This window comes from Pseudomonas mendocina, assembly GCF_003008615.1.
Taxonomy (GTDB): Bacteria; Pseudomonadota; Gammaproteobacteria; order Pseudomonadales; family Pseudomonadaceae; genus Aquipseudomonas; species Aquipseudomonas mendocina_C.
Window position 1 is genome coordinate 5,235,715 of record NZ_CP027657.1, and the last position, 23,849, is coordinate 5,259,563.

Annotated in this window: 30 protein-coding genes; 23 read left to right on the forward strand and 7 right to left on the reverse strand. The window is 60.9% G+C overall.

Features of this window, described 5'->3' with window-relative positions; all coding sequences use genetic code 11:
* Window positions 1-119: 119 nt before the first annotated feature.
* The 7 genes from hupB to C7A17_RS24210 all read right to left on the reverse strand — a co-directional run bounded on the left by hupB (window position 120) and on the right by C7A17_RS24210 (window position 10,215).
* A complete protein-coding gene (hupB, locus tag C7A17_RS24180; protein WP_003239952.1) occupies window positions 120-392 on the reverse strand; it encodes a nucleoid-associated protein HU-beta in 273 nt (90 codons plus the stop codon).
* Between the two features lie 135 nt (window positions 393-527).
* The gene (lon, locus tag C7A17_RS24185; RefSeq protein WP_106741510.1) at window positions 528-2,924 is read right to left on the reverse strand and encodes an endopeptidase La; all 2,397 of its coding nucleotides are present in this window, start codon (window positions 2,922-2,924) and stop codon (window positions 528-530) included.
* 151 nt (window positions 2,925-3,075) lie between these two features.
* On the reverse strand, window positions 3,076-4,356 hold the full coding sequence (gene clpX, locus C7A17_RS24190; protein WP_106741513.1) for an ATP-dependent Clp protease ATP-binding subunit ClpX: 1,281 nt from the start codon (window positions 4,354-4,356) through the stop codon (window positions 3,076-3,078).
* Window positions 4,357-4,463: 107 nt separating this feature from the next.
* The gene (gene clpP / locus C7A17_RS24195; protein WP_106741516.1) at window positions 4,464-5,105 is read right to left on the reverse strand and encodes an ATP-dependent Clp endopeptidase proteolytic subunit ClpP; all 642 of its coding nucleotides are present in this window, start codon (window positions 5,103-5,105) and stop codon (window positions 4,464-4,466) included.
* 94 nt (window positions 5,106-5,199) lie between these two features.
* The gene (tig, locus tag C7A17_RS24200) at window positions 5,200-6,510 is read right to left on the reverse strand and encodes a trigger factor (protein ID WP_106741518.1); all 1,311 of its coding nucleotides are present in this window, start codon (window positions 6,508-6,510) and stop codon (window positions 5,200-5,202) included.
* A 931-nt stretch (window positions 6,511-7,441) separates the two neighbouring features.
* Window positions 7,442-8,461, reverse strand: coding sequence for a phage portal protein (locus C7A17_RS24205; protein ID WP_106741520.1), 1,020 nt, complete (start codon window positions 8,459-8,461; stop codon window positions 7,442-7,444).
* On the reverse strand, window positions 8,461-10,215 hold the full coding sequence (locus C7A17_RS24210) for a terminase ATPase subunit family protein (protein ID WP_106743151.1): 1,755 nt from the start codon (window positions 10,213-10,215) through the stop codon (window positions 8,461-8,463). Before C7A17_RS24210 ends, C7A17_RS24205 begins: the two co-directional genes overlap by 1 nt.
* A gap of 143 nt (window positions 10,216-10,358) precedes the next feature.
* Here C7A17_RS24210 and C7A17_RS24215 point away from each other — a divergent pair, with 143 nt between their 5' ends.
* The 23 genes from C7A17_RS24215 (at window position 10,359) to C7A17_RS24315 (ending at window position 23,720) form a co-directional block, all read left to right on the forward strand.
* Window positions 10,359-11,201 carry a GPO family capsid scaffolding protein gene (locus C7A17_RS24215; protein WP_106741522.1) on the forward strand — a complete coding sequence of 281 codons (843 nt, stop codon included), beginning with the start codon at window positions 10,359-10,361 and terminating at the stop codon, window positions 11,199-11,201.
* Between the two features lie 39 nt (window positions 11,202-11,240).
* On the forward strand, window positions 11,241-12,287 hold the full coding sequence (locus C7A17_RS24220) for a phage major capsid protein, P2 family (protein WP_106741525.1): 1,047 nt from the start codon (window positions 11,241-11,243) through the stop codon (window positions 12,285-12,287).
* Between the two features lie 3 nt (window positions 12,288-12,290).
* Window positions 12,291-12,989, forward strand: coding sequence for a phage terminase small subunit (gene gpM, locus C7A17_RS24225; protein WP_106741527.1), 699 nt, complete (start codon window positions 12,291-12,293; stop codon window positions 12,987-12,989).
* 99 nt (window positions 12,990-13,088) lie between these two features.
* Window positions 13,089-13,553 carry a head completion/stabilization protein gene (locus tag C7A17_RS24230; protein WP_106741529.1) on the forward strand — a complete coding sequence of 155 codons (465 nt, stop codon included), beginning with the start codon at window positions 13,089-13,091 and terminating at the stop codon, window positions 13,551-13,553.
* The gene (locus C7A17_RS24235) at window positions 13,553-13,762 is read left to right on the forward strand and encodes a tail protein X (protein ID WP_106741532.1); all 210 of its coding nucleotides are present in this window, start codon (window positions 13,553-13,555) and stop codon (window positions 13,760-13,762) included. Before C7A17_RS24230 ends, C7A17_RS24235 begins: the two co-directional genes overlap by 1 nt.
* The gene (locus tag C7A17_RS24240; protein WP_106741535.1) at window positions 13,753-14,250 is read left to right on the forward strand and encodes a hypothetical protein; all 498 of its coding nucleotides are present in this window, start codon (window positions 13,753-13,755) and stop codon (window positions 14,248-14,250) included. Before C7A17_RS24235 ends, C7A17_RS24240 begins: the two co-directional genes overlap by 10 nt.
* Window positions 14,243-14,557 carry a phage holin, lambda family gene (locus tag C7A17_RS24245; RefSeq protein ID WP_106741537.1) on the forward strand — a complete coding sequence of 105 codons (315 nt, stop codon included), beginning with the start codon at window positions 14,243-14,245 and terminating at the stop codon, window positions 14,555-14,557. The genes C7A17_RS24240 and C7A17_RS24245 overlap by 8 nt, the downstream gene beginning before the upstream one ends.
* Window positions 14,554-15,405, forward strand: coding sequence for an N-acetylmuramidase domain-containing protein (locus C7A17_RS24250; protein ID WP_106741540.1), 852 nt, complete (start codon window positions 14,554-14,556; stop codon window positions 15,403-15,405). The genes C7A17_RS24245 and C7A17_RS24250 overlap by 4 nt, the downstream gene beginning before the upstream one ends.
* Window positions 15,406-15,580: 175 nt before the next feature.
* The gene (locus tag C7A17_RS27360; protein ID WP_106741544.1) at window positions 15,581-16,024 is read left to right on the forward strand and encodes a DUF2570 domain-containing protein; all 444 of its coding nucleotides are present in this window, start codon (window positions 15,581-15,583) and stop codon (window positions 16,022-16,024) included.
* Window positions 15,930-16,136: an Rz1-like lysis system protein LysC gene (lysC, locus tag C7A17_RS27150; RefSeq protein WP_394337055.1), complete on the forward strand. Its 207-nt coding sequence runs from the start codon at window positions 15,930-15,932 to the stop codon at window positions 16,134-16,136. The genes C7A17_RS27360 and lysC overlap by 95 nt, the downstream gene beginning before the upstream one ends.
* Entirely contained in the window at window positions 16,133-16,543 is a 411-nt protein-coding gene (locus C7A17_RS24265; protein ID WP_106741547.1) for a phage tail protein, read from the forward strand. The genes lysC and C7A17_RS24265 overlap by 4 nt, the downstream gene beginning before the upstream one ends.
* Window positions 16,540-16,992 carry a phage virion morphogenesis protein gene (locus tag C7A17_RS24270; RefSeq protein WP_106741550.1) on the forward strand — a complete coding sequence of 151 codons (453 nt, stop codon included), beginning with the start codon at window positions 16,540-16,542 and terminating at the stop codon, window positions 16,990-16,992. The genes C7A17_RS24265 and C7A17_RS24270 overlap by 4 nt, the downstream gene beginning before the upstream one ends.
* 68 nt (window positions 16,993-17,060) lie before the next feature.
* Window positions 17,061-17,426 carry an NYN domain-containing protein gene (locus C7A17_RS27155; protein ID WP_234035851.1) on the forward strand — a complete coding sequence of 122 codons (366 nt, stop codon included), beginning with the start codon at window positions 17,061-17,063 and terminating at the stop codon, window positions 17,424-17,426.
* Window positions 17,427-17,568: 142 nt separating this feature from the next.
* Window positions 17,569-17,826 (forward strand): OST-HTH/LOTUS domain-containing protein, encoded by a 258-nt coding sequence (locus tag C7A17_RS27160; protein WP_234035852.1) that lies wholly within the window; start codon window positions 17,569-17,571, stop codon window positions 17,824-17,826.
* 267 nt (window positions 17,827-18,093) lie between these two features.
* The gene (locus tag C7A17_RS24280; RefSeq protein ID WP_106741552.1) at window positions 18,094-18,303 is read left to right on the forward strand and encodes a hypothetical protein; all 210 of its coding nucleotides are present in this window, start codon (window positions 18,094-18,096) and stop codon (window positions 18,301-18,303) included.
* A gap of 2 nt (window positions 18,304-18,305) precedes the next feature.
* The gene (locus tag C7A17_RS26985) at window positions 18,306-18,452 is read left to right on the forward strand and encodes a hypothetical protein (protein WP_199796370.1); all 147 of its coding nucleotides are present in this window, start codon (window positions 18,306-18,308) and stop codon (window positions 18,450-18,452) included.
* 18 nt (window positions 18,453-18,470) lie between these two features.
* Complete coding sequence (locus C7A17_RS24285) at window positions 18,471-19,574, forward strand: DUF4238 domain-containing protein (RefSeq protein ID WP_106741555.1); 1,104 nt, start codon at window positions 18,471-18,473, stop codon at window positions 19,572-19,574.
* A gap of 91 nt (window positions 19,575-19,665) precedes the next feature.
* Complete coding sequence (locus C7A17_RS24290) at window positions 19,666-20,241, forward strand: phage baseplate assembly protein V (RefSeq protein ID WP_106741558.1); 576 nt, start codon at window positions 19,666-19,668, stop codon at window positions 20,239-20,241.
* A complete protein-coding gene (locus tag C7A17_RS24295; RefSeq protein WP_106741560.1) occupies window positions 20,238-20,591 on the forward strand; it encodes a GPW/gp25 family protein in 354 nt (117 codons plus the stop codon). Before C7A17_RS24290 ends, C7A17_RS24295 begins: the two co-directional genes overlap by 4 nt.
* A complete protein-coding gene (locus tag C7A17_RS24300; protein WP_106741563.1) occupies window positions 20,588-21,499 on the forward strand; it encodes a baseplate J/gp47 family protein in 912 nt (303 codons plus the stop codon). The genes C7A17_RS24295 and C7A17_RS24300 overlap by 4 nt, the downstream gene beginning before the upstream one ends.
* On the forward strand, window positions 21,499-22,122 hold the full coding sequence (locus tag C7A17_RS24305) for a phage tail protein I (protein ID WP_106741565.1): 624 nt from the start codon (window positions 21,499-21,501) through the stop codon (window positions 22,120-22,122). Before C7A17_RS24300 ends, C7A17_RS24305 begins: the two co-directional genes overlap by 1 nt.
* Entirely contained in the window at window positions 22,110-23,129 is a 1,020-nt protein-coding gene (locus tag C7A17_RS27165) for a phage tail protein (RefSeq protein ID WP_234035853.1), read from the forward strand. The genes C7A17_RS24305 and C7A17_RS27165 overlap by 13 nt, the downstream gene beginning before the upstream one ends.
* A 165-nt stretch (window positions 23,130-23,294) precedes the next feature.
* Window positions 23,295-23,720 (forward strand): phage tail protein, encoded by a 426-nt coding sequence (locus C7A17_RS24315; RefSeq protein ID WP_106741567.1) that lies wholly within the window; start codon window positions 23,295-23,297, stop codon window positions 23,718-23,720.
* Window positions 23,721-23,849 lie beyond the last annotated feature (129 nt).

The window sequence follows — 23,849 nt, forward strand, 5'->3', positions numbered from 1 at the left end:
CTTGGATGCGCCTTCTCGTAACGTGTTAAGCGGTCAGTGCAGCGGAGTCTGCGACTACCTGCCCTGCCTCCTAACAACCGCCAGAACCAGCCTGACGGCGAGGCAAACCCGGAAGACGCTTAGTTAACGGCGTCTTTCAGAGCCTTGCCAGCTTTGAAGCCCGGGATCTTGGCAGCAGCGATGCTGATCGGCTTGCCAGTCTGCGGGTTGCGACCGGTGCGGGCAGCGCGCTCTTTGACAGCGAAAGTACCGAAACCAACCAGTACAACGGAATCACCAGCCTTCAGAGCGCCAGTGACGGATTCAATCACTGCATCCAGCGCGCGGCCAGCAACAGCTTTCGGGATATCAGCAGATGCAGCGATGGCATCGATCAGTTCCGACTTGTTCACTCTAAGTCCCCTTATTTCTGTTGAGTTTGTTTCTTGATTTTTAGTGTAAGCAAAGCGGGTGCTGGATGGCCTGCTGACACAATAAGAGCCGCTTTATAACAAGGGCTCAAAAATTGTGTCAAGGAAGCCCCCCGGCTAATGCGTGCTAATTCGCTCCTTGGAATCAGACTCGCGTTTGTCATCCGTTGCAACCATCTCGGGAGCCGCATCGGGCAAGGGCTCCGGGGCGTATTGCAGCGCAATTTGCAGGACCTCGTCAATCCATTTAACCGGTTTAATCTGCAGGTCTTGCTTAATATTTTCCGGAATTTCTTTCAGATCACGCACATTTTCTTCCGGAATGATCACCGTCTTGATCCCACCGCGGTGCGCAGCTAACAATTTTTCCTTGAGCCCGCCAATGGCCAGCACCTGACCTCGCAAGGTGATCTCGCCGGTCATGGCAACGTCGGCCCGAACCGGAATCTGCGTCAACGCCGAAACCAGTGCCGTGCACAAACCAATGCCTGCACTCGGGCCATCCTTGGGTGTGGCACCTTCGGGCATATGGATGTGAACGTCGCGCTTCTCGTTGAAGTCTGCTGGGATCCCCAGGCTTTTCGCCCGACTGCGCACCACTGTCATGGCGGCCGTCATCGACTCTGCCATGACATCACCCAGCGAGCCGGTCTTGATCAGATTGCCCTTGCCAGGTACCACTGCGGTCTCGATGGTGAGCAGCTCGCCCCCCACCTGCGTCCAGGCCAATCCTGTCACCTGACCGATCTGATCCTGCTGCTCGGCAAGGCCATAGCGGTGCTTGCGCACGCCCAGGAAGTGTTCCAGCGAATCAGCAGTCACCGTGACCTGGAAACGCTTCTCGCGCACGTGCTCCTTGACCACTTTGCGGCATACCTTGGCAATTTGCCGCTCCAGACTGCGCACGCCAGCTTCGCGCGTGTAGTAACGAATGATGTCGCGAATCGCCGATTCCTCAAGCTCCAGCTCGCCCTTTTTCAGACCATTGGCCTGTATCTGCTTGGGCGCCAGGTACTTGATGGCAATGTTGACCTTCTCATCCTCGGTGTAGCCCGGCAGACGGATGATTTCCATACGATCCAGCAGCGGACCAGGGATGTTCATCGAGTTGGCCGTGCAGAGGAACATCACATCCGACAGATCGTAATCGACCTCCAGGTAGTGATCGTTGAAGTTGTGATTCTGTTCGGGGTCGAGAACTTCGAGCAGCGCCGAGGCAGGATCGCCGCGCATGTCCTGGCCCATCTTGTCGATTTCGTCGAGCAGGAACAACGGATTGCGCACACCAACCTTGGTCATCTTCTGAATCAGACGACCCGGCATCGAACCGATGTAGGTACGACGGTGACCACGAATCTCGGCTTCGTCACGCACACCACCGAGCGCCATACGCACGAACTTGCGGTTGGTCGCGGTAGCGATGGACTCGGCCAGCGAGGTCTTGCCCACGCCGGGCGGGCCAACCAGACACAGCACCGGGCCCTTGAGCTTCTTCACCCGCTTCTGCACGGCGAGATACTCGAGGATGCGCTCCTTGACCTCTTCAAGCCCGTAATGATCGGCATCGAGAATGCTCTCGGCACGCGCCAGATCCAGGCGCACCTTGCTCTCTGCCTTCCACGGCACATTCACCAGCCAGTCGATGTAGGAGCGTACCACGGTGGCTTCGGCGGACATCGGCGACATCTGCTTGAGCTTGTTCAGCTCAGCATTGGCCTTGGTCAGCGCCTCCTTCGACAGACCTGCGTTGTCGATGCGCTTGCGCAGTTCATCGAGCTCGTTATGGCCCTCATCGATGTCGCCCAGCTCCTTCTGAATGGCCTTCATCTGCTCATTCAGGTAGTACTCGCGCTGACTGCGCTCCATCTGCTTCTTCACTCGGCCACGGATGCGCTTCTCGACCTGCAGCAGATCGATTTCGGCATCCAGTAGCGACAGCACGTGCTCGACGCGGGCGGACAGCGAGGTAATTTCGAGAATTTCCTGCTTCTGCTCGATCTTCAGCGCCATGTGTGCAGCCATGGTGTCAACCAGACGGCTAGGCTCATCGATGCTGTTGAGCGACGACAGCACTTCGGCTGGCACCTTCTTGCCCAACTGCACGTATTGCTCGAACTGACTGAGCAGGCTGCGAGTAAATACTTCTGACTCGCGCTCTGCGGTTTCACCCTCTTCGATCAATTGCACTTCAGCGCGGCAGTGATCGTCGATTTCGATGAAACGCTCGATGGCGCCCCGTTGCTCACCCTCGACCAGCACCTTGACGGTGCCATCGGGCAGCTTGAGCAGCTGCAGGACGGTGGCAACGGTGCCGACACGATAAAGATCCTGATCATCCGGATCATCGACCGCAGGATTCTTCTGGGCCACCAGCAGAATCTGTTTGTCGCCCGTCATCGCAGCCTCGAGGGCCTCGATGGATTTCTCACGCCCGACGAAAAGCGGGATGACCATGTGCGGATAGACCACTACATCGCGCAATGGCAGGAGAGGCAATTCGATGGTTGTCTTCATGATTTCGGCTCAGCGGCGGCCATAAGGCCGTAAACAGGCGGGATTACCCTTGGCTTTTAAGATGGGGGTAGCTCCCGTAAAAAACAAGCGCAAAGTCCATAAAAGCGAAGGGGCCCATCAGGCCCCTTCTTTGCGTCATGTAACAGCTCGGCTACGCGTCTGGCGCGGCCTTTGCGGGCGGCTCGCTGTTCTCGTAGATCAACAGCGGCTTGGAGGTGCCTTCGATCACGCTTTCGTCGATCACCACCTTGCTCACGTCCTGCTGGGACGGGATCTCGTACATGGTGTCGAGCAAAATGCCCTCAAGGATCGAACGCAGACCACGAGCACCGGTCTTGCGCTCCAGTGCCTTCTGCGCCACGGACTTCAGCGCATCTGGACGGAACTCCAGATCAACGCCTTCCATCTCGAACAGCTTGGCATACTGCTTGGTCAGCGCATTCTTCGGCTCGGTGAGAATCTGCACCAAAGCAGCCTCATCCAATTCTTCCAGCGTTGCGATGACCGGCAGGCGACCAACGAACTCAGGAATCAGGCCGAACTTAACTAGATCGTCCGGCTCGACCTCACGTAGAGACTCGCCGATCTTCTTGCCCTCTTGCTTGCTGCGCACTTCTGCACCGAAACCGATGCCACCCTTGGTGGAGCGAGCCTGAATAACTTTCTCCAGCCCGGCGAATGCACCGCCGCAGATGAACAGGATGTTACGCGTATCCACCTGCAGGAACTCCTGCTGTGGATGCTTGCGCCCGCCTTGCGGCGGAACCGAAGCCACGGTGCCTTCGATCAGCTTGAGCAGCGCCTGCTGCACGCCCTCACCCGACACGTCACGGGTGATCGACGGGTTGTCGGATTTGCGCGAGATTTTGTCGATCTCATCGATGTAGACGATACCCATCTGGGCCTTCTCGACATCGTAATCGCACTTCTGCAGCAGCTTCTGAATGATGTTCTCGACGTCCTCACCCACATAACCAGCTTCGGTCAGGGTGGTGGCATCGGCGATGGTGAACGGCACATTGAGCAGGCGCGCCAGGGTTTCTGCCAGCAGCGTCTTGCCCGAGCCAGTCGGGCCGATGAGCAGGATGTTGCTCTTGCCCAGCTCGACATCATCTTTCTTATCACGCTGGTTCAGGCGCTTGTAGTGGTTGTATACAGCAACCGAAAGCACCTTCTTCGCCCGCTCCTGGCCGATCACGTACTGATCGAGGATGCCACTGATCTCCTTGGGAGCTGGCAATTTGTGCGCGTTGCTCTCGGCCTGGGCTTCCTGCACCTCCTCGCGGATGATGTCATTGCACAGGTCGACGCACTCGTCGCAGATGAAGACGGAAGGACCGGCGATCAATTTGCGCACTTCATGCTGGCTTTTGCCGCAGAAGGAGCAATAAAGCAGTTTGCCGTTGTCCTCGCCGTTACGGGTATCAGTCATTCGATCAATCCAATACGGTAGGCTTGAAACACAAGATGAAGGCAAATGCGGGCATTTTCAAGGGCGCGGCTCGCGCTCGTGATCGATGCCCGCGTGCAAAACCTCACCTAGACCGGCATTTGCCGCTTTTCATGAACGGCATCAACGAGACCGTACTCGACGGCACGCGGAGCGCTCATGAAGTAGTCACGGTTGGTGTCGCGCTCGATGGTTTCCAGATCCTGGCCAGTGTGGTGGGCCAACAACTCATTCAAACGCTGGCGAATGAACAGGATTTCACGGGCATGGATATCGATATCCGAAGCCTGGCCCTGAAAGCCGCCCAACGGCTGGTGAATCATCACGCGCGAGTTAGGCAGGCAGAAACGCTTGCCCTTGGCGCCACCAGCCAGCAGGAAAGCGCCCATGCTGCAGGCCTGACCGATGCAGGTAGTGGAGACATCCGCCTTGATGAACTGCATGGTGTCGTAGATCGCCATGCCGGCAGTCACAGAACCGCCCGGCGAGTTGATGTACAGATGGATGTCCTTGTCAGGGTTCTCTGCTTCCAGGAACAGCAACTGGGCGCAGATCAGGTTGGCCATGTAGTCCTCGACCTGGCCAACCAGAAAGATCACGCGCTCCTTGAGCAGGCGCGAATAGATGTCATAGGCACGCTCGCCACGAGCGGATTGCTCGATGACCATCGGCACCAGGCCGCCAGCGGCCTGGATTTCAGGCATGTTTTGCATAAAAGGATTGCGGGACATGTCTTGCGCTCACTCCCTAATAGTCATGTCTCAAATACGCATAAGCCAGCACGGAGGCTGGCTTATGGTGGTGTACTCGAACGGGGTTACGAGATCAGTCGGCTTTAGGAGCTTCCGCCGGCTTGACTGCGTCCTCGTAGGAAACCGCTTTATCGGTCACGTTGGCCTTCTGCAGAACAGTATCTACAACTTGCTCTTCCAGTACAACCGAACGTACTTCGTTCATTTGCTGGTCGTTCTTGTAGTACCAGGCAACTACCTGCTCCGGCTCTTGGTAAGCAGAGGCCATCTCTTCGATCAGCTCGCGCACACGGGCTTCATCCGGCTTGAGCTCGAACTGCTTGACCACTTCAGCGACGATCAGGCCCAGCACGACACGGCGCTTGGCTTGCTCTTCGAACAGTTCGGCCGGCAGTTGATCAGGCTTGATGTTGCCACCGAATTGCTGAACGGCCTGCACGCGCAGACGATTCACTTCGTTACCAATCAGCGCTTTCGGCACTTCGACCGGATTGGCAGCCAGCAGGCCGTCCATTACCTGGTTCTTGACCTTGGATTTGATGGCCTGACGCAGCTCGCGCTCCATGTTCTTGCGAACTTCGGCACGGAAACCTTCCAGACCACCTTCCTTGATACCGAACAGAGCGAAGAACTCGTCGTTCAGCTCAGGCAGTTGCGGAGCGGAGACGCTGTTCACGGTAACAGTGAACTCGGCGGTTTTGCCGGCCAGATCGAGGTTCTGGTAGTCCTCTGGAAAGGTCGGGTTGATCACGCGCTCTTCGCCAGCCTTGACACCGACCAGGGCGTCTTCGAAGCCCGGAATCATGCGACCGGAGCCCAGCACCAGCTGGGTGCCCTTGGCGCTACCGCCAGCGAAGGCCTCGCCGTCGATCTTGCCAACGAAGTCGATGTTCAGCTGATCGCCATTCTCGGCAGCACGCTCAACAGTTTCGAAACGGGTGTTCTGCTTGCGCAGGATGTCGAGCATGTTGTCGACGTCGCTGTCAGCTACATCGGCGTCGAGACGCTCAATGGCGATGGTGTCGAAGCCAGAAACCTGAAACTCAGGGAACACTTCGAAGGTAGCGACGTATTCCAGATCTTTGCCCTTCTCGAAGGACTTAGGCTCTACAGCCGGAGCGCCGGCCGGGTTCAGCTTCTGCTCGACCACGGCCTCGTAGAAAGTAGCCTGGATCAGGTCGCCCAGTGCTTCCTGACGGGCAGCGTCTTCGTAACGCTGACGAATCACGCTCATCGGCACCTTGCCAGGACGGAAGCCAGGAACCTTGGCACGACGGGCAGTCTGCTGCAGACGCTTGTTGACTTCGGTCTCGATGCGCTCGACGGGTACGCCGACGGTCATGCGGCGCTCAAGAGCAGAAGTGCTTTCAACAGAAACTTGCATGGATATTCCTCGTTGCACAGACATAAGCCGGCTCGAACCGGCCCCGAATCAAGGCCAAGCATTCTAGAGGGTCAATGTGCAGAAGTCACCCTAGAAGCAGGCGGCAGTCGGGAGGGGCTATATAAAGATGGTGCGGACGGAGAGACTCGAACTCACCACTACCCCCGCGACTAGCCTGGAGGCCTTGATTCACGTGAATGGTTGCGCGTGTGTGAGCGTGAATCTGTTCCCAGCTTGTTCCCAATGAAAACGAGCACAGGTGCTCAGCACCGCAGGCGGCGGGATTCTACACATTTTTATGGTGAGGCCAAGGAAAAAGGTAATTTTGGTAATTTCGACGGCTTGAAGCAGCTGAACCACAGTGTTTTCAATGGGTTATATGTAAGTCAGAAAGGTAATAAATCAGTAATCAAAAGGTTAGGAGATTACCCTTTGGACTGGTCAGAAAATTCAAAATTAAAACCCTTTTAAATCAGCAACTTGCATAAAAATTACCTTAACCATTACCCCAAATTACCCGCCAAGGTAATCGCGCAAGCGCAGTATTTTCGGGGCCTCCAGCGCTGCCAGACCACCTCATTACCAAAATTACCCATTCCAGATACCGTCTCAGCCAGCTTGAGCAGGAAGGCGCCTAAACGCCCTTGCATGAGGCCGCCGCCGCAGGGATTCGCAGGGTTCGGGCACAGCCTGAATCCTGTATGTCGCCCCCGGCCTGGGCCGTCTGGAGTAGTCCGCAGGGGTGAAGAAAAAGCACCACATTTAGACCGGAGGCGTGGCGTGGGGACGAGGGCGCGCGCCGGGGTCAGTACCCGCAGCCAACACCTGGGCAGCAGCTCCCGACCACCATGGCGGGGCGCTGGCTGCCCTCCCCGATCCGCAGGCACAAAAAAGCCGCCTCATGGGCGGCTTTCGTGCATCTGCGCTGTAGTTAGCTGGCGGCGCTGCTGGGAGGCTCGTAGGGCTTGAACTTCACCACCTCTTCACCCAGCCAATCGTTGATCTGCGCGAGCCTGGCTTGCACCGGCTCCAGTTCGTTGACGGCCCACATCTCTGACGCCTCCCGCAGCGAGCCGAACCCGCCGGAGTTCTGCGGAACAATGCCCATCAACTGCGGGTAAACGCGCAGCATGCCTAGCAGGTCGTCGCGGCTGATGTTCTTGATTGCGCCGAAGTCATCCTTGGCCGCCACCTCACTGATTGGGATCAGTTGGATGCCGTCTTTCTTGCCGTTCGGTGCGTACATGAACAGGTTGCGGAAGTTGCCCGGCCCCTTGCTGTCGCGCATCGCCTTGCGCAAGTCCTTGACGTAGTTTTCGTCGAAGGCCGCGTCGGTCATGTACAGGATGAACCCAGCATGCGAACCGTTGGCGAAATACTTACGCCGGAATAGCGTGGCCGCCTCATTCAACAGCGCGCTTTGCAGGGCCGGCAGCCACTCCGGCAGCCCGTAAATCTCCTGATTGATGTCGGCTTCCCGAAGGTGACACACGCTGCCGCGCTTGAACTCGTGTTCGTCTTTCCAGCCCCGCACCTGGTAGTAGGTATCGAGATCCACACCGCGACGCATGTACTTGGCCATGCACGGCAACAGCCCCAGCGCCTGCCGCAGCATGTTGTTGCGCTTCTCAAGGTACAGATTGCCCGACCACCCCCAGTCCGTGACGATCTGCTCGAACGCAGCCCGGCTCAACAGCTTGTGCGGAATGAAAGTCCGTGACAGCGCGTTGCGCTTGAACACCAGGCCAGACGGCAAGTAGATGCCCGCTTTCGAGGCCTTCGCCAGGTTGTCCAGAGAGACGGGGGGCTCGTACCAGCGTCCGTTGGCGTAGCACTCCAGGTAATCCAGGAAGTCACGACCATCGAGCACCGCAGTAGGCTCACCGAAGGTAAAAGCCATGCCACCGGGCACGCTGGCGGCCGGCTGCTCAGTGATTGTCTCGTTGCTCATCAATAGAACTCCATAACGCCCGTGTTGGCGGCTGTCTGGCCTTCCAGGGGCTCGTTGTGCAAAGCGTGGAACAGCGCCCACGCCAAGTCGGCGTGGCCTGTGTTGTCGTTGCGGCCGGCTGTGTAGGTGAACTGCCGCCCGCCCGGCGTAACCGTCTTGCGAATCGCCATCAGCGACTGCGCCATGTCCGTCCAGCCAGCGTCGAACTCAAGGCGGCCCTGGCTGATCACATGCCACGCCTTCATCACCAGGCGCGTTTTCACCTCGGGGCTGTAGCTGAACGTCGTCAGGCCGGGGAAGAACTGGCGCACCAGCTGCGCCACTGCGCTGCCGATACCGGTGGTGTCGATGCCGATATAGGTCACCCAATAGCGCTGGGTAACCTTCTGAATCGTCCTGGCCTGGCTGTCGAAGTCCATGCCCTTAAACTGGTGGCGCTCCAGGATGCGGAATTTCCCGCCCGGTACCGCCGGCGGCGCCACCACCACCAAGCCGGCCGAGTCGCCGCTCTCCGCAGGGTCATAGCCAAGCCACACTTGGCGCGAGCCAAACGGGCGCATCTCCAGCGGTTTGAAGTCATCCCAATCGACCCAGCTATCCACCATGCCGCTCTGAAGCATGCTCAGCGGGAAGATGCTCGCCCCGTCGTCGACGAACTGGCACATCAGCAGGTTCTGGAACGCCGCCGCGTCGTATTCGCGCCGCAACTCGTCGATGTCGAAGAGGTCGCAGCCGCCCTCGGCCGCATCCAGAATCGTCACGATCTGGCGCCAGATCGAGTCCTCGCACAGCCGACCCTGCTGTAGCTCCGCGTGGCTCACATCCAGGTTGATATGCTCGGCCGACGGCTTGCCCTTGTTGAACCGCTCGCCCGTCCAGAAGGTGTACGCCTCATGCGCCATGCTGCTCGGCGTCGAGAAGTACGTCCGGCGGTAGCGCTTCTGCATCGCCATGCCGCTGGCGACCTTGTTCAGCTCCTGGAATTTGAACGTCCAGAAGAACTCGTCGAAGTAGAAATTGCCGTGGTAGCCCTGGGCGGTGCGCGCGTTCGTCCCCAGGAAATGCAGCTCGGCGCCGTTCGGCAAGATGATCGGATCGCCAGCCAGATCCACCCCCACCACATCCCGCGCGAAGGCCTGGATATACGCCTTGAAGATATGCGCCTGCGCCTTCGACGCAGACAGGAAAATCTGGTTACGCCCAGTGATCAGCGCATCGATCAGCGCCTCGCGTGCGAAGTAGAACGTGGCGCCGATCTGGCGACTTTTCAGGATGACCCGCGTGCGCTGGTTGCCCGCCCGGTGCCAGTCGAGCTGGTAATCGAAGCACCCTTCAAGGAAGGCCTCGACCAGCTTCTCGGTCTGTTCCTCGGTAATGTCGTTGCGCTTCGGCTTACGCTTCGGCCCGGCATTGCGCTTGTCCAGTTCCGGGTTTAGCTCGGCCTCGGTGCCGCCCTTCTGGAAGCGATCAATCCGCGCCTGCCGCTCCAACTGGCGGTGCAGCAGGTCGATTTCCTTGTAGTCGGCTCCCGACTTCGGGTCTTTCAGGATCAGCTGCACCAACCGCGCTTCGGTGGCGGCCTGGATACGCTCCAGCGGCGTGGCCCTGTCCCACTCGTCGCGGGTTTTCCAGCTGTGCAGGGTCTTTTCTTTCTCGCCGATCAGCTCGGCGATTTCGCACACGCGATAGCCCTGCCAGTACAAGTGCTTGGCGTGGCGGCGGTGATCGGTGGGCAAATCAACGATGGCATTCATGGCGCCGATGCTGACGCTCACGCGCGCGAGCCCCTACCAGCACGCCCTGTACCGCGCCCCGCTACAGGCTCAGCGCGTTGCCGCCTGTGCCCAGCCTGCCGACCATGCCCTCAACGCGAAACCCGCACCGAGGATCACCCCGCATGGCCGCCACCAAGAAAACCGTCTCCAAATGGACCCGCATTGCCGTCGAAGGCGCCACCACCGATGGCCGCAACATCGAGCGCCAATGGATTCAGGAGATGGCCCAGCAGTACAGCCCCAATACCTACGGCGCTCGCCTGAATTGTGAGCACCTGCGCGGCGTCTGGCCGGGTAGCGACTTCGGCGCATACGGCGACGTTGTCGCCCTCAAGGCCGAAGAGGTCGACATTGACGGCAAGAAGAAACTGGCCCTGTTCGCCCAGATGGTGCCCACCGACACCCTGATCGAGCTGAACAAGAAGGGGCAGAAGGTTTACACCTCCATTGAGGTCAACCCCAAGTTCGCCGACACCGGCAAGGCATACCTGGTCGGCCTGGCCATCACCGACAGCCCCGCCAGCCTGGGCACCGAGATGCTCCAGTTCAGTGCCAAGAACGGCACCCTGGCCAACCGCAAACAGGACAAAGACAACCTCTTCTCCGCTGCCGAAGAAACGGCCCTTGAGTTCGAGGAAATCGACGACACCCCCAGCATGTTCGCCGGCCTGAAAACCCGCCTCAGCGAACTGCTGAAACTGAGCAAGGAAAAGGAAGGCAAGGACGCCGCTCACTTCGCCGAACTGGGCGAAATGATCGAAAGCTTGGCCGAGCACGGCGCCAAGCAGGCCGACGCCTTCGCCAGCGTGCAGACCGCCCACGACAAGCTCCAGGCAGCCCACGACAAGCTGGCTACCGAGGTCGCCGACCTGGTCAAGCGCCTCAGCGAAACCGAAGACCACAGCCAGCAACCCCAGCGGCCGGTCAACCCCGGCGGCAACGCCCAAGTCGTCGCCGAGTACTGATCAACAGCCGCCACCACGCCACCAGTTCGGAGTAACACCATGCAGAAGAACACCCGCATCGCCTTCAACGGCTACCTTGCCACCCAGGCGAAAATCAACGAGGTCGAATCGGCCACGGAAACCTTTACCGTCGCCCCGACCCCGGCGCAGAAGCTGGAAAAAGCGATCCAGGAATCCAACCGTTTCCTGACCAAAATCAACATCATCCCGGTCGACGAACCCGAAGGTGAGGCCATCCTGCTCGGCGTCAACGGCCCGACTGCCAGCCGTACCAAAACCAACCCGACAACCGGCAAGAAGCGTCAGCCGCGCGATGTCAGCGCCCTGAGCAAAGACACCTACGCCTGTAAGAAAACCAACTTCGACACCGCCTTCCCCTACGCAAAGCTCGACGCCTGGGCCAAGTTCCCCGAGTTCCAGACCATGCTGTCCAGCTCCATCGCTGTGCAGCAGGGCCTGGATCGCATCATGATCGGCTTCAACGGCACCAGCGTGGCGGATGACACCGACCTCGACGCCAACCCGATGCTGGAAGACGTGAACATCGGCTGGCTGGAAAAAATTCGTCTGCGCGCTCCCGACCGCGTTATCAACGAAGGCGCAACGGCTGGCAAAGTGCGCATCGGCCCGAATGTAAAGAGCGCCGCCAATCCGACTGGCACCGACGACTACCAAACCCTCGACGGCCTGGTGTTCGACGCCATCCAGTTGCTGGACCCGTGGCACCGCAAACGCAAAGACCTGGTCGTGATCGTTGACCCGCAACTACTGCACGAAAAGCAGCTGCGGGCAGTCGAGAAAGGCGCCGCGTCCAACGTCGAAGAAAACGCCGCCGACGAAGTGGTCACCAAGGGTCGCCTGGGCGGCCTGCCCATCGAGCACGACGCCCCGTTCTTCATCGACGGCGGCGTACTCATCACCCCGCTGAGCAACCTGTCCCTCTACGTCCAGAGCGGCAAGCGCCGTCGCCACATCCGTGACGAGCCGGACTTCGATCAGGTCGCCGACTACCAATCCTCGAACGAGGCCTATGTCATCGAAGACTTCGGCGCCGTCGCCCTGGTCGAGAACATCGAGAAGGTCTAAGCCATGGCATCCCTTGCCCAACGCACCCAACTGCGCAAGCGTGCCGAAGCGGAATCGGCACGCACCGCACCACCGGCGCTCATGGACGGGCTCACCACCTACGAGCTCATGCTCGCCAAGCTGCAACAGGATAACTTGCGCCTGAAACAGGTGCAGTCCAACCAGAACAAAGCGCTACTCAAGGCCGAGATGCTGCCCGAATACGCCGACTACGTTGCCGGCGTGCTCGCCGGCGGCAAGGGCGCGCAAGACGAAGTCTTCGTCACCGTCATGCTCTGGCGCTTCGACGCTGGCGACTTCATCGGCGGGCTGGAGGCTGCGGCCTATGTGCTCCAGCACGCGCTGAAAATGCCCGAGCGCTTCAACCGCACCACCGGTTGTGTGGTTGCCGAAGAGATCGCCGAAGCCGCCCTCCGCGCCCTCAAGGCCGGCAACGGCTTCGACATTGAAATAACCCTGCAGGCCAACGAACTCACCGCCCGCCACGACATGCCAGACGCCGCCCGCGCCAAGCTCATGCTGGCCATCGGTCGTCTGTACGCGCTCAAGGTCAAGGACGATGCCAGCGGCGAAGACCTGGGCAACCTCGTCAACGCCAAGGAATACCTGAGCAAGGCCATCAGCCTGTACAGCGCCTGCGGCGCCAAAAAGGATATGGAGCGCGTCGACCGCCTCCTCAAGAAACACGCCGACAACGGCTAACCGAGCGTCCCACGCACCCGGCGGCTCGGGGCTGATCAGCTGGTAACTCATTCCCAAGCTGTGACGCCCCGACCACCGCCGACTAATTCCGAGGCGACCATGAGCGCGTTCGTAGCGGGCGGCACCCCAAACGCCCCGTACCCCATCAGCAACGCCGAGTTCTGGCCCGCCATCGACGGCCAAAAGCTGCGCGCCGCCATGCGTATCGACTCCAGCGTCACCGACGACCGCCTAGAAGTGGCCACCGTCAACGCCATGATCGAGGCCAACCGCGAACTGGCCGACTACCGCACCGCCCGCCAGGCCGAAGGCCACGCCACCCTGGCCGACGTACCGGCCGAGAAGATCAAAGGCGAAAGCCAAGTGCTGCACCTCTATCGCCGCATCGTCTATTGCCGCGCCCTGGCCGAACTGATCGAGCGGTACCGCAGCTACGACGCCACCAACAGCGGCGCGCAGAAAGTCACCGAAGAAGAAACCAGCCCCGACCAGCTCCGCCGCGACGCCCGCTGGGCACTGCGCAACATCCTCGGCGAGAGCCAGAGCACCGTGGAGGTGCTCTGATGCCCACCGTCATCGCCGCCCAGGGCGACACCGTCGACAGCATCTGCTGGGACTACTACGGCCGCACGGCCGGCGTTACCGAAGCCGTGCTCGACGCCAACCCAGGCCTGGCCGACCTCGGCCCGATCATCCCCCACGGCACCGCCGTGAACCTGCCCGAAGCTGCCCCGCAAGCCGAACAGCCGCAAGTGGTGAACCTATGGAACTGAAACCCGGCATCGTCACCCTCGCCCTGTACAAGGGCAAGGGCCAACTGTTCAACGCCCTTATCCGCGCATGGACGGGCTCCATCTACAGCCACTGCGAACTGGTCATGCCCGACGGCCGCTGGCTGTCCGCCTCGGCCATGGACGGCGGCGTCCGCGCCAAGCGCATCGACTACAAGCCCGAACACTGGGAGCTGCTCCCGGTGCCCTGGGCCAACGTCCGCACGATTGAGGCGGTCTTCGAGAATCACGAAGGCAAAGGCTACGACTGGGCCGGCATCTTCCTGAGCCAACTGCTGGGCAGCGGCCTGCACAGCGAGCGCCGCATGTTCTGTAGCGAGTTCTGCGCAGTCGCCCTGGGCTTTACCGGCATCGGCCAGCGCTACAGCCCGGTGCTGCTCGGTGAAACCGTGCACCGCATCAACCGGCTGCCGTTCGTGCAGCTAGCCCACTCGCTAGCCGAGGAATGCACGGATGCCAAACATGCCTGACCGTCCTGAAACCTGGGCGCTACTGCTCGCCTGGCTGGAACACCATCACCCCCTGGTCTACGCCGCCATGTTGTCGGCCACCCTCGGCGCGGCCCGCCTCATCTACAACGGCGGCAGCATTCGCCGCGCCCTCGGCGAGGGCTTTATCTGCGGCCTGATCACCCTGGCGCTGAGCAACGGCCTACCGCTGTTCGGTATGCCCCCAGAAGTCGCGCCCTTCTTCGGCGGCATGGTCGGCCTCATCGGCGCCGACGGCGTGCGCGCCGGCCTCAACAAACTCGCAGCACGCAAGGTAGACACCCTATGAACAAACCCACCACCCTCGCACACGGTTCCAAAGGCCAGGTCGTCATTGCCCTGCAAAAGGCCCTCAACGCCAACGGTGCCGATCTGCTGGTCGACGGCGACTTCGGCGACATAACCGAGAAAGCCGTCCGCGCCTACCAGCTCAAGAAAGGCCTTGTAGTCGACGGCCGCGCCGGCGAGAAGACCCTCGCCGCCCTGGCCGGCGCCGACTGCACCAAGCTGCTCAGCAACGCCACCCTAGTGGCCGCCGCTGCGCGCCTCGGCGTCGAGCTGGCCACCGTCTATGCCGTCAACGAAGTCGAGAGCGCCGGCGCTGGCTTCCTGGCCAACGGCAAGCCCAAGGCCCTGTTCGAGCGTCACGTCATGCACGCTCGCCTGTCCCTGGTGCGCAACAAAGGCGACGACGCAGCCGCCCTGGTCGCCCATGCCGATCAACTGGCCCTCACCTACCCCAACCTCGTCAGCCGCAAGCCGGGCGGCTACGCCGGCGGAACCGCCGAACACCAGCGCATCGCACAGGCCCGCATGCTCGACGCCCTCTGCGCTGACGAGTCGGCAAGCTGGGGCGCCTTCCAGATCATGGGCTACCACGCCACGCGACTCGGCTATGCCAGCGTCGCCGAGTTCGTGCGCCTCATGAGCCAGGACGAAAACCAGCAGTTCGAGGCCTTCGTCCGCTTCATCGAGAAAGACCCCATCCTGCACAAAGCCCTCAAGGCCAAGAAATGGGCAGCCTTCGCCGAGCGCTACAACGGCCCGGCCTACGCCCGCAACCTCTACGACGTGAAACTCGAACGCGCCTACCAGCGGCACGCTGACTGCGGTTGTGGGCAGAAGGTGGCGGCGTGATCGCCATCCCTATCATCCTGCTTATTCTGAGCACTCTGGCCATCGGCCGGCTCGTTTTCCGTGTGCAAAGTAGCTATCAACGCAAGCACACAAGCAGGTGCGTTGACGATTCAATCACTCTTGCCGTGGCTATTTTCCTGTTCATCTCAAGCATCAAGATGCTGCTGGAGTCGCCATGACCACCCTCCGCCAATCCCTCTACGGCCTGGCCCTGCTCGGCGCCCTTGGCCTGCTGCTCTGGGGCACCTACCAGCAGAGCCAGGCCGCATCGGCACGCGCAGAGCGCGACGGCCAGCTTATCGACCAACTCAAGCAGCGCAGCGCCCGCCAGGCTGCCAGCATCGTCCGCCTCGGCGGCGAGCTGGCCGCCCTGCGCATCGCCCAGCAAGGCATGCAAACGGCACAGGCCGACGTGCGCCAACAGCATGCCGCCAGCCAGATCCAGAAACAGGAGATACGCCGCAATGACCCGAGTTTTAGTGATTGGGGGCGGCAGCCTCTGCCTGATGCTGCTCGCCGGCTGCATGAGCGCCCCGCCCTTACCGGAGCAGACGCTTACCGTGCTTGGCTGTCCCGTCGTAACGCCCTGCAGCCTGCTGCCAGCGGCGCCACAGAATAACGAAGGCCTAAGCGACGACAACGACTACCTGGCCGCCGCCTGGGCCGAATGCGCCGCCCAGGTCGACGCCGTCTACCAGTACCAGCAACAGCAGCCGAGGGCTGACCCGTGAACAAACCCAACAGCCTGCGCGACCACCTGCTCGCTGCTTACCCAAAACTTGCGCAGAACCCCGAGCGGCTGCTCGTCTTCATCGACCAGGGCAACATCCGCTCCACCGCCGCGCCGGGGCTTTCGTTCGAATATCGCTACACCCTCAACATCATCATCACCGACTACGCCGGCCACCCCGACAACATCGCCATCCCGCTGCTGGCATGGCTACGACGCAACCAGCCCGACCTGCTCGAAAACTTGGAGAGAGGCAAAGACGCCATCGCCTTCGAGGCCGACATCCTCGCTAACGACCTGGTAGACCTCTCCATCACGCTGCCGCTGACCGAGCGCGTCATCGTCAAACGCCTGCCAGACGATAGCCTCGAAGTCACCCACCCGCCCGAGCCGGATTTCGGGCTATGACCGACAACCTCGCAGCCCTGGAAGACTGGGCCGGCGTCCTGCTGGCCAAGCTCAGCCCTGCCGAGCGGCGCAAGCTCACCACTCGCATCGGCCGCGACCTGCGCCGCAACCAACAGCAGCGCATCGCCACCCAGCGCAACCCGGACGGCACCCCCTACGCCCCGCGCAAGGCCAAGGCATTGCGCGGCAAGCGAGGGCGCATCAAACGCCAGATGTTCACCCGCCTACGCCAGGCCAAAAACCTGCGCCTGCAAAGCACCGCGGACTCCATCGCCATCGCCTTCACCGGGCGCATCGCCCGCATCGCCAAGGTTCACCAGCGCGGCCTACGTGACCGCCCAGCCCGTGGCCAGGCCGAAGTGCAGTACGCCAAGCGCGAGCTGCTCGGTTTCAGCAGCGCCGATCTGGAAATGATCCGCGACGGCCTACTCGATCACCTCGCCCGCTGACAGCCTTGCGCAATCCCAACCAATGGTGGCACGGTGCAAGTACCTACCTGCCGTACAAGGAAGTGACCATGCAACAAAAACGTATCGCGCTACTGATCGACTGCGACAACGTCAGCCACAACGCCATTTCTGGCGTGCTGGACGAGCTGGCCAAGTATGGAATGGTGAACGTCCGCCATGCCCACGGGGACTGGAAAAGCGACCACCTCAATGGCTGGGTAGAAAAACTCCACCCCAGTGCTATCCGCCCCATGCAGCAGTTCGCCTACACCAAGGGCAAGAACGCCACCGACTCCGCCATGATCATCGACGCCATGGATCTGCTCTACAGCAAGAACGTCGATGCCTTCGCTCTCATGACCAGCGACAGCGACTTCACCCCCCCTGGTACTACGCCTGCAGGAAAGCGGCTTCCCTGTTTATGGCTTCGGTGAAAAGAAAACGCCGCAGCCCTTCGTCGATGCCTGCTCTTCCTTCATCTATGTCGAGAATTTGATTCCGGTTGACGAAAAACTGCCCGTTGAACAACAGCAATCAAAGAAGAAAACCCGCAACGAACTCCGCGGCGATACCTCCATGGTTCGACTACTCCGCACCGCGGCAGATCGCACGGCCGGCGACGATGGCTGGTCCCACCTGAGCAAGGTCGGGGAATACATCCACAACAACAGCTCCTTCTCAGTGGTCAACTACGGTTACCAGAAACTGGGCGACCTCATCCGCGCATCCGAGTTGTTCGACATCAACATGCGCTACGACGGTACGGCCATGTTTATCCGTGACCAACGCAAGCAGGCGCCTGCCGCGCAGCCAGCAGAATCAGAAACGGCTTGAATGAAATGCACGACGGGGCTATCTTCTGCCCCGTCGCTGTAAGTCCAGCGACACGAGATTGGCGTCTCGGTTTTCGTAGGCGGACACAACCGCCCTTAGCGCGGTTTTTTTGTGTCCGCAGCATGGCAAGCCTGTTATGGGCGGGCCGTGTGTGGGTGCCTTCGGGCACGCCGGCCCTACGACCGGTACGCCAACCCGCACGGTTCCGCTCACCCAAATTGGCGTTTGGGCAGCGGATTTAGGCACCATTTCGTAGGAGCTACACCCATGTCCGCACGCCCCTATGGTCTGACAGAAGAAGACCAATTCCGCCTCTACCAAACCCGCCATACCCTTCGCCTGCTCCAGTTCTTTGCAGAAGCAGAGCAACAAGGCCCCATGGAACCGGAACTCCTCGCCAGCGCCTTTTGGCTGCTCGGCGAACAGCTCGACCAGGTGCTCGCCAGCACCGACCAGAAACCGAGCCGGAGGGCGTGAGCATGAACACCATCCGCCACCTGATTGCCTGCCTGATCCTTACCCCAGAAGAACAAGCCCTATTGCAAAGCCTTCGCCGCCTCAGCCAATCTGAGCAGCAGTTTATACGCCGAGCGGTAGATGCTATGGCGCAACACCCAGTCAAGTGACAAGGACTTCTTTCTTCAATGGCAACTAATAAAAATCAGCACTTCGTGCCCCGGTGCTACCTGCGCCCATTTACAGTTGATGGCAAAAATACTGCCATCAATCTCTTCAACATAGACAGAGAACTATTCATCCCCAACGCCCCTGTAAAAAATCAATGTTCCAGGGATTATTTTTACGGTCAGGACGACCAACTGGAGCAAGCAATCCAAACGTTGGAGGGAGCCTACGCCTCAACATCCAAGGAAGTCCTTGCCAATATCGGGCAAGAGCCTACCGACGAACAGAAAGACATTCTTAGGATGTTCTGGTTATTTCAGTACCTTCGCACAGAGGCGGCAGCTAAGCGCTCGCTAGATTCTTCTAGCGCGATGATAGATAGCGTAGAAGCAGCCCACCTAGGCTACAAAATAGAGCTTAAGGAGGCTGTGCGAATTGCAATGAAGATCTTCGCAACTGCAATGCATAAGGTGCACGACCTCAAAGTTTGCTTGATCCACAACAAGAGTAAGACACCGCTCATAACATCGGACGACCCTGCGATTCTCACTAATCGATGGCACTTCCTCAACCCACAGAGAGCTGGCCTCTCGTTTGGGCTTGAGCGATCCGGAACATTAGCTTTATTGCCACTTAGCCCAGAGGTCTACTTCGTTGCATACGATGCTGACGTATATAGCTTGTCATTGAAAAAGGGCTGGATTGCAACCAAAAACGATAGCGACATCGACAGCTTAAACCAGCATCAGTATTTAAATTGCCGCGCCAATATATTCATCAAGTCACCCGATAACTTAGAAAGCATTGCGACAGGCTTCAAGCATGTTGTCAGCCGACGAATCCCATGCCGCCACGTAATAACACACTCTGTTTTGGATAAAGTAGTAGATGGCTATAAGCATTTTGTGGTTGTAGATGCTGAAACAGCAAAAAAACATGAAGAATCAATTATTCACACTCAGTCCGTACATCCTCAGCCGAAGTCATGGCCGATGTTCTTGGGCTGGAGAAATGGCGGCACCGTATATACCAATGGCACAGCTGTCGGCTATGTGAGAAAGGCAATAGCAGACAGCCATCTCTCAGGGCCTGTTTTTTATAAACAAAAAGCGTTTAACCGATAGAAGCATCATTTAACCCACCGCTACCTGTAACGCGCCCCGCTACACGGGGCGTTACGTGCACCCCGTGCGCGTGAGCCGCAGCATTTGCGGCATGAACAGCCTCGCCGAACTCGCCCGCCTAATCGAAAACCTGATCCGCTTCGGCACCGTCGAAGCCGTGCAGGTCAACCCGCCGCGCGTGCGTGTGAAAACCGGCCACATCACCACCGCATGGCGCCCCTGGCTCAACCTGCGCGCCGGGCAGGATCGCGAGTGGGACCCGCCCACCGTCGGCGAGCAAGTCATCCTGTTCAGCCCCTCCGGCAACCTCGCACAGGGCGTGGCACTCACCGGTCTGAGCAGCGACCAGCACCCGGCCAACGGCGACCGCGAAGGCCTGCACCGCCGCACTTACCGCGACGGCGCCGTGATCGAGTACGACAGCATCGCCCACCACCTGCGCGCCATCCTGCCCGCTGGCGGCATCACCGACCTGACCAGCACCGGCGGCATCAACATCGTCGGGCCGATCAACCACACCGGCGACTACACCCAGCAGGGCAACCAGAACGTCACCGGCAAGGTCACTGTCAGCGAGGACGTGATCGCGGCTGACATCAGCCTGCGCAACCACCGCACCAAGGGCGTTACCCCAGGCCCCGGCGTTTCCCAGGAGCCGACACCATGATCGGCATGAACGCCCGCACCGGCCGCACAATCACCAGCCAGCAACACCTGGCCCAATCCATCGCTGACATCGTCAGCACCCCAATCGGTAGCCGTGTCATGCGCCGCGATTACGGCAGCCACCTTGCCAACCTCATGGACTGGCCGCTCAACGCCGCCACCCGCCTGCAGGCGTATGCCGCCGTAGCCACCGCCCTCATGCGCTGGGAGCCGCGTATCCGCATCAGCCGCGTACTGCTCACCCCTGGCGACGTTGCCGGCCAAGCCGTGCTTGACGTGGAAGGCACCGTCACCGACAGCAACGAGCCCATGAGCCTGCGCGTGCCCATCAACCTGGGGGCCACCGCATGACCATCACCTTTACCCCCATCGACCTCAGCCAACTGCCAGAGCCCAACGTCGTCGAGCCCATCGACTTCGAGGCCATCCTCGCCGAGCGCAAGGCATACGCCATCAGCCTCTGGCCGGCCGACCAACAGGCAGAGGTCGCCGCCACCCTCGCCCTGGAGTCCGAGCCGCTCACCAAGCTGCTACAGGAGAACGCCTACCGCGAAACCCTCTTGCGGCAGCGCGTCAACGAAGCTGCGCTCGCCGTACTGCTGCCCTTCGCCAAGCGTGCCGACCTGGAGCAGATCGGCGCCCGCTTCAACGTTGCCCGCCTGGTCATCACCCCGGCCAACCCCAGCGCGGTACCGCCCGTGGCGGCGGTCATGGAAGAAGACGACAGCCTGCGCGAACGCATCCAGATGGCCATGGAAGGCCTGTCCGTCGCCGGCCCGCGCAACGCCTACATTTTTCACGCCCGCAGCGCGGACGGACGCGTAGCCGACGCCACAGCCATCAGCCCGGCGCCGGCCGAAGTCGTCGTCACCGTGCAAAGCGCCCTGGGCGACGGCACAGCAGACGCCGAGCTGCTCACCATCACCGACACTTACCTGTCGGACGAAGACCGCCGCCCGGTCGCCGACCGCCTCACCGTGCAAAGCGCCGTGGTACTGCCCTACCAGGTCAACGCCGTGCTGCACCTCACCAGCGCCGGCCCCGAGGCCGAGCCGATCCGCGCCGCCGCCCTGACCCGAGGCCTGGCCCTGGTCAACCGTCGTCGCCGCTTGGGTATGGAGGTCAACCGCTCCGCGCTGGACGCCGCCCTGCACATCGAAGGTGTGCGCCGTGTGGATCTGCTGGGCTGGGTAGACGTGGTCGCCACCCTCACCCAGGCGCCCTACTGCACCGCCTTCAACGTCTCGGTGGCCGAGTAATGGCCGCCCGCCTGCTGCCTGGCAACGCCACCGAGCTGGAGCGCAACGCCGCACAGGCCCTGGCGCAGATCGAGCGCGTACCCGTCCCCCTGCGCGACCTGTGGAACCCGGACACCTGCCCCGTCGAGCTGCTGCCATACCTCGCCTGGGCCTTCTCGGTTGATCGCTGGTCGCCGGCCTGGCCCGAGAGCGCCAAGCGCGCCGCCATTCGCGCCGCCTACTTCATCCACGCCCACAAAGGCACCATCGGCGCGTTGCGCCGTGTCGTCGAGCCACTGGGTTACCTGATCAAGGTCACGGAATGGTGGCAGGCCCAACCCGAGGGAACCCCCGGCACCTTTGCCCTTGAAATCGGCGTACTCGACACCGGCATCACCGAAGAGATGTATCAGGAGCTCACCTTCCTGATCGACGACGCTAAGCCGCTCAGCCGCCACCTCAGCGGCCTCGACATCAGCCTCGAAACCCACCTCACCGCCTACATGGGCGTTGCTGTCGTCGACGGTGACGAACTCGACGTTTACCCCTGGCAGACCCCAGACATCGACGTTGTCGTGCAGTCCCGCGTTGGCGTCACCACCACCATCAATGACGAATTGGACGTATACCCATGGTCGACGTAAACACACAGTTCGGCGGCTTCCTGACCACCCAGGGCGCGGCCAAAAAGACCAACTGCGACGCGCTCGGCGAGCCATGGCAGCTCACCCATATGCGGATTGGCGACGCCAACGGCGCAGACCCCGTGCCGGCCCCTGGCCAGACACAGCTGATCAACCAGGTCTACCGGGCGCAGCTCAACCAGCTGTATGTGTCGCCAGCTGACCCGAATGTCCTGGTCGCTGAATTGGTGTTGCCGCCCAACGTCGGCGGTTGGTGGATTCGTGAGCTGGCCCTGGAGGACGTCGACGGCGTCTTCTCTGCCGTGGCCAACTGCGCCCCAAGCTACAAGCCGCTGCTGGCACAGAACAACGGCCGCAACCAGGTGGTGCGCATGCACATCATCACCGACGGCACGGCCAATATTCAGCTCAAGATCGACCCGTCCGTGGTGCTGGCAACCCGCAGCTACGTGGACGTGATCATGGCCGGCCACCTGGCGGCCGCCGACCCACACCCGCAGTACAAGACCGAAGTAGCCACCCAGCCCGAAGCCGAAGCCGGCCTCAACAACGTCAAACGTATGACCCCGCTACGCGTGTTTCAGGCCATGCGTTCGGCGGCGGCAGCGGCCACCGAAGCACTGCGCGGCGTGCTGCGCGTGGGTACTCAGGCTGAGGTGAATGCGGGAACGCTGGATGACGTCGCGGTCACCCCTAAAAAGCTGCGCTTGGGATTCGCTATCAGTATCGCCCAGAACGGCTACGTGGTTTTCCCGACATGGTTGGGCGGCCTGGTTATTCAATGGGGCCTGGCTACGCTTTCTGCGTCCGTTAGCGCGGCCGTTACATTTCCATTGGCGTTCCCCAATAGCGTGCGGGCGGTCATTGCCCAACGCGTAACAAACGGCGGCCAAGCCAACGCGCTTACCGTCGCCACAAGTCCGGCGGTATCTCTGAACGGTTTCACTTATCTACACGCCGCATCGCCGCTAACCGAAAACGACTATTGGATTGCCATCGGCAACTGAGGAATCCCCATGCGCCTCTACAGTGCTTCAACAGGCTGCACGTACCTACCATCCGTGCACGGCTCGGCAGTGCCCGGCGATGCCGTTGAAATCGACGAGAAAACCTTCCAGGACGTCATAGCAAACCCTGCACCCGGAATGGTTAGGTCCCACAACGACTCAGGCTTGCCATTCCTCGTACCAGCGCCAGCCCTCGTAATCACCGATGAAACCCTCTGCGCCCGCATCGACACCGCCGCAGACGCCGCCCGCCGCGCAGTCGCCGGCGACCCATTGCGCGCCGTCGAATACGACCGCGCCCGTCTCGCCGCTGAACAGTTCGCCGCCGCCGGCTACCAGGGCGAAGTGCCGACGATGGTTGCCGCCTGGGCCATCAACGGCCGCACGCCGCAGCAGGCTGCTGACAGCATCCTCGCCGAGGCAGCGGCCTACACCAACGCCCTGGAGCTGCTGCGCACCACCCGCCTGGCGGCCAAGGAGCAAATCCGCGTACTGATGGCCGCCAACCAGGTCGAACAGGCCCAGCAGCTCACCGACCAGACCATCGCCGCCATCGAAGCCGCCGTCGCCGGCATCGGCAACAACGCCTGACCCGCACGCCTGCTGCACCTGTTGCCCCGCCCAGCGCGGGGCTTTTTTGTGCGCGCCCTGTACCGCGCCCCGCTACAGCCCGCGCCGCTCGCGCCACTTGCGCGCGCGCGGCAACCTCAAGGCTCACTG

Bases quoted from the DNA above. Each gene is read 5' to 3' on its own strand.
- lon (WP_106741510.1), bottom strand. From the start codon at position 2,924: ATGAAGACAACCATCGAATTGCCTCTCCTGCCATTGCGCGATGTAGTG.
- clpX (WP_106741513.1), bottom strand. From the start codon at position 4,356: ATGACTGATACCCGTAACGGCGAGGACAACGGCAAACTGCTTTATTGC.
- clpP (WP_106741516.1), bottom strand. From the start codon at position 5,105: ATGTCCCGCAATCCTTTTATGCAAAACATGCCTGAAATCCAGGCCGCT.
- tig (WP_106741518.1), bottom strand. From the start codon at position 6,510: ATGCAAGTTTCTGTTGAAAGCACTTCTGCTCTTGAGCGCCGCATGACC.
- C7A17_RS24205 (WP_106741520.1), bottom strand. From the start codon at position 8,461: ATGAGCAACGAGACAATCACTGAGCAGCCGGCCGCCAGCGTGCCCGGT.
- C7A17_RS24210 (WP_106743151.1), bottom strand. From the start codon at position 10,215: ATGAATGCCATCGTTGATTTGCCCACCGATCACCGCCGCCACGCCAAG.
- C7A17_RS24215 (WP_106741522.1), top strand. From the start codon at position 10,359: ATGGCCGCCACCAAGAAAACCGTCTCCAAATGGACCCGCATTGCCGTC.
- C7A17_RS24220 (WP_106741525.1), top strand. From the start codon at position 11,241: ATGCAGAAGAACACCCGCATCGCCTTCAACGGCTACCTTGCCACCCAG.
- gpM (WP_106741527.1), top strand. From the start codon at position 12,291: ATGGCATCCCTTGCCCAACGCACCCAACTGCGCAAGCGTGCCGAAGCG.
- C7A17_RS24230 (WP_106741529.1), top strand. From the start codon at position 13,089: ATGAGCGCGTTCGTAGCGGGCGGCACCCCAAACGCCCCGTACCCCATC.
- C7A17_RS24235 (WP_106741532.1), top strand. From the start codon at position 13,553: ATGCCCACCGTCATCGCCGCCCAGGGCGACACCGTCGACAGCATCTGC.
- C7A17_RS24240 (WP_106741535.1), top strand. From the start codon at position 13,753: ATGGAACTGAAACCCGGCATCGTCACCCTCGCCCTGTACAAGGGCAAG.
- C7A17_RS24245 (WP_106741537.1), top strand. From the start codon at position 14,243: ATGCCTGACCGTCCTGAAACCTGGGCGCTACTGCTCGCCTGGCTGGAA.
- C7A17_RS24250 (WP_106741540.1), top strand. From the start codon at position 14,554: ATGAACAAACCCACCACCCTCGCACACGGTTCCAAAGGCCAGGTCGTC.
- C7A17_RS27360 (WP_106741544.1), top strand. From the start codon at position 15,581: ATGACCACCCTCCGCCAATCCCTCTACGGCCTGGCCCTGCTCGGCGCC.
- lysC (WP_394337055.1), top strand. From the start codon at position 15,930: ATGAGCGCCCCGCCCTTACCGGAGCAGACGCTTACCGTGCTTGGCTGT.
- C7A17_RS24270 (WP_106741550.1), top strand. From the start codon at position 16,540: ATGACCGACAACCTCGCAGCCCTGGAAGACTGGGCCGGCGTCCTGCTG.
- C7A17_RS27155 (WP_234035851.1), top strand. From the start codon at position 17,061: ATGCAACAAAAACGTATCGCGCTACTGATCGACTGCGACAACGTCAGC.
- C7A17_RS27160 (WP_234035852.1), top strand. From the start codon at position 17,569: ATGGTTCGACTACTCCGCACCGCGGCAGATCGCACGGCCGGCGACGAT.
- C7A17_RS24280 (WP_106741552.1), top strand. From the start codon at position 18,094: ATGTCCGCACGCCCCTATGGTCTGACAGAAGAAGACCAATTCCGCCTC.
- C7A17_RS26985 (WP_199796370.1), top strand. From the start codon at position 18,306: ATGAACACCATCCGCCACCTGATTGCCTGCCTGATCCTTACCCCAGAA.
- C7A17_RS24285 (WP_106741555.1), top strand. From the start codon at position 18,471: ATGGCAACTAATAAAAATCAGCACTTCGTGCCCCGGTGCTACCTGCGC.
- C7A17_RS24290 (WP_106741558.1), top strand. From the start codon at position 19,666: ATGAACAGCCTCGCCGAACTCGCCCGCCTAATCGAAAACCTGATCCGC.
- C7A17_RS24295 (WP_106741560.1), top strand. From the start codon at position 20,238: ATGATCGGCATGAACGCCCGCACCGGCCGCACAATCACCAGCCAGCAA.
- C7A17_RS24300 (WP_106741563.1), top strand. From the start codon at position 20,588: ATGACCATCACCTTTACCCCCATCGACCTCAGCCAACTGCCAGAGCCC.
- C7A17_RS24305 (WP_106741565.1), top strand. From the start codon at position 21,499: ATGGCCGCCCGCCTGCTGCCTGGCAACGCCACCGAGCTGGAGCGCAAC.
- C7A17_RS27165 (WP_234035853.1), top strand. From the start codon at position 22,110: ATGGTCGACGTAAACACACAGTTCGGCGGCTTCCTGACCACCCAGGGC.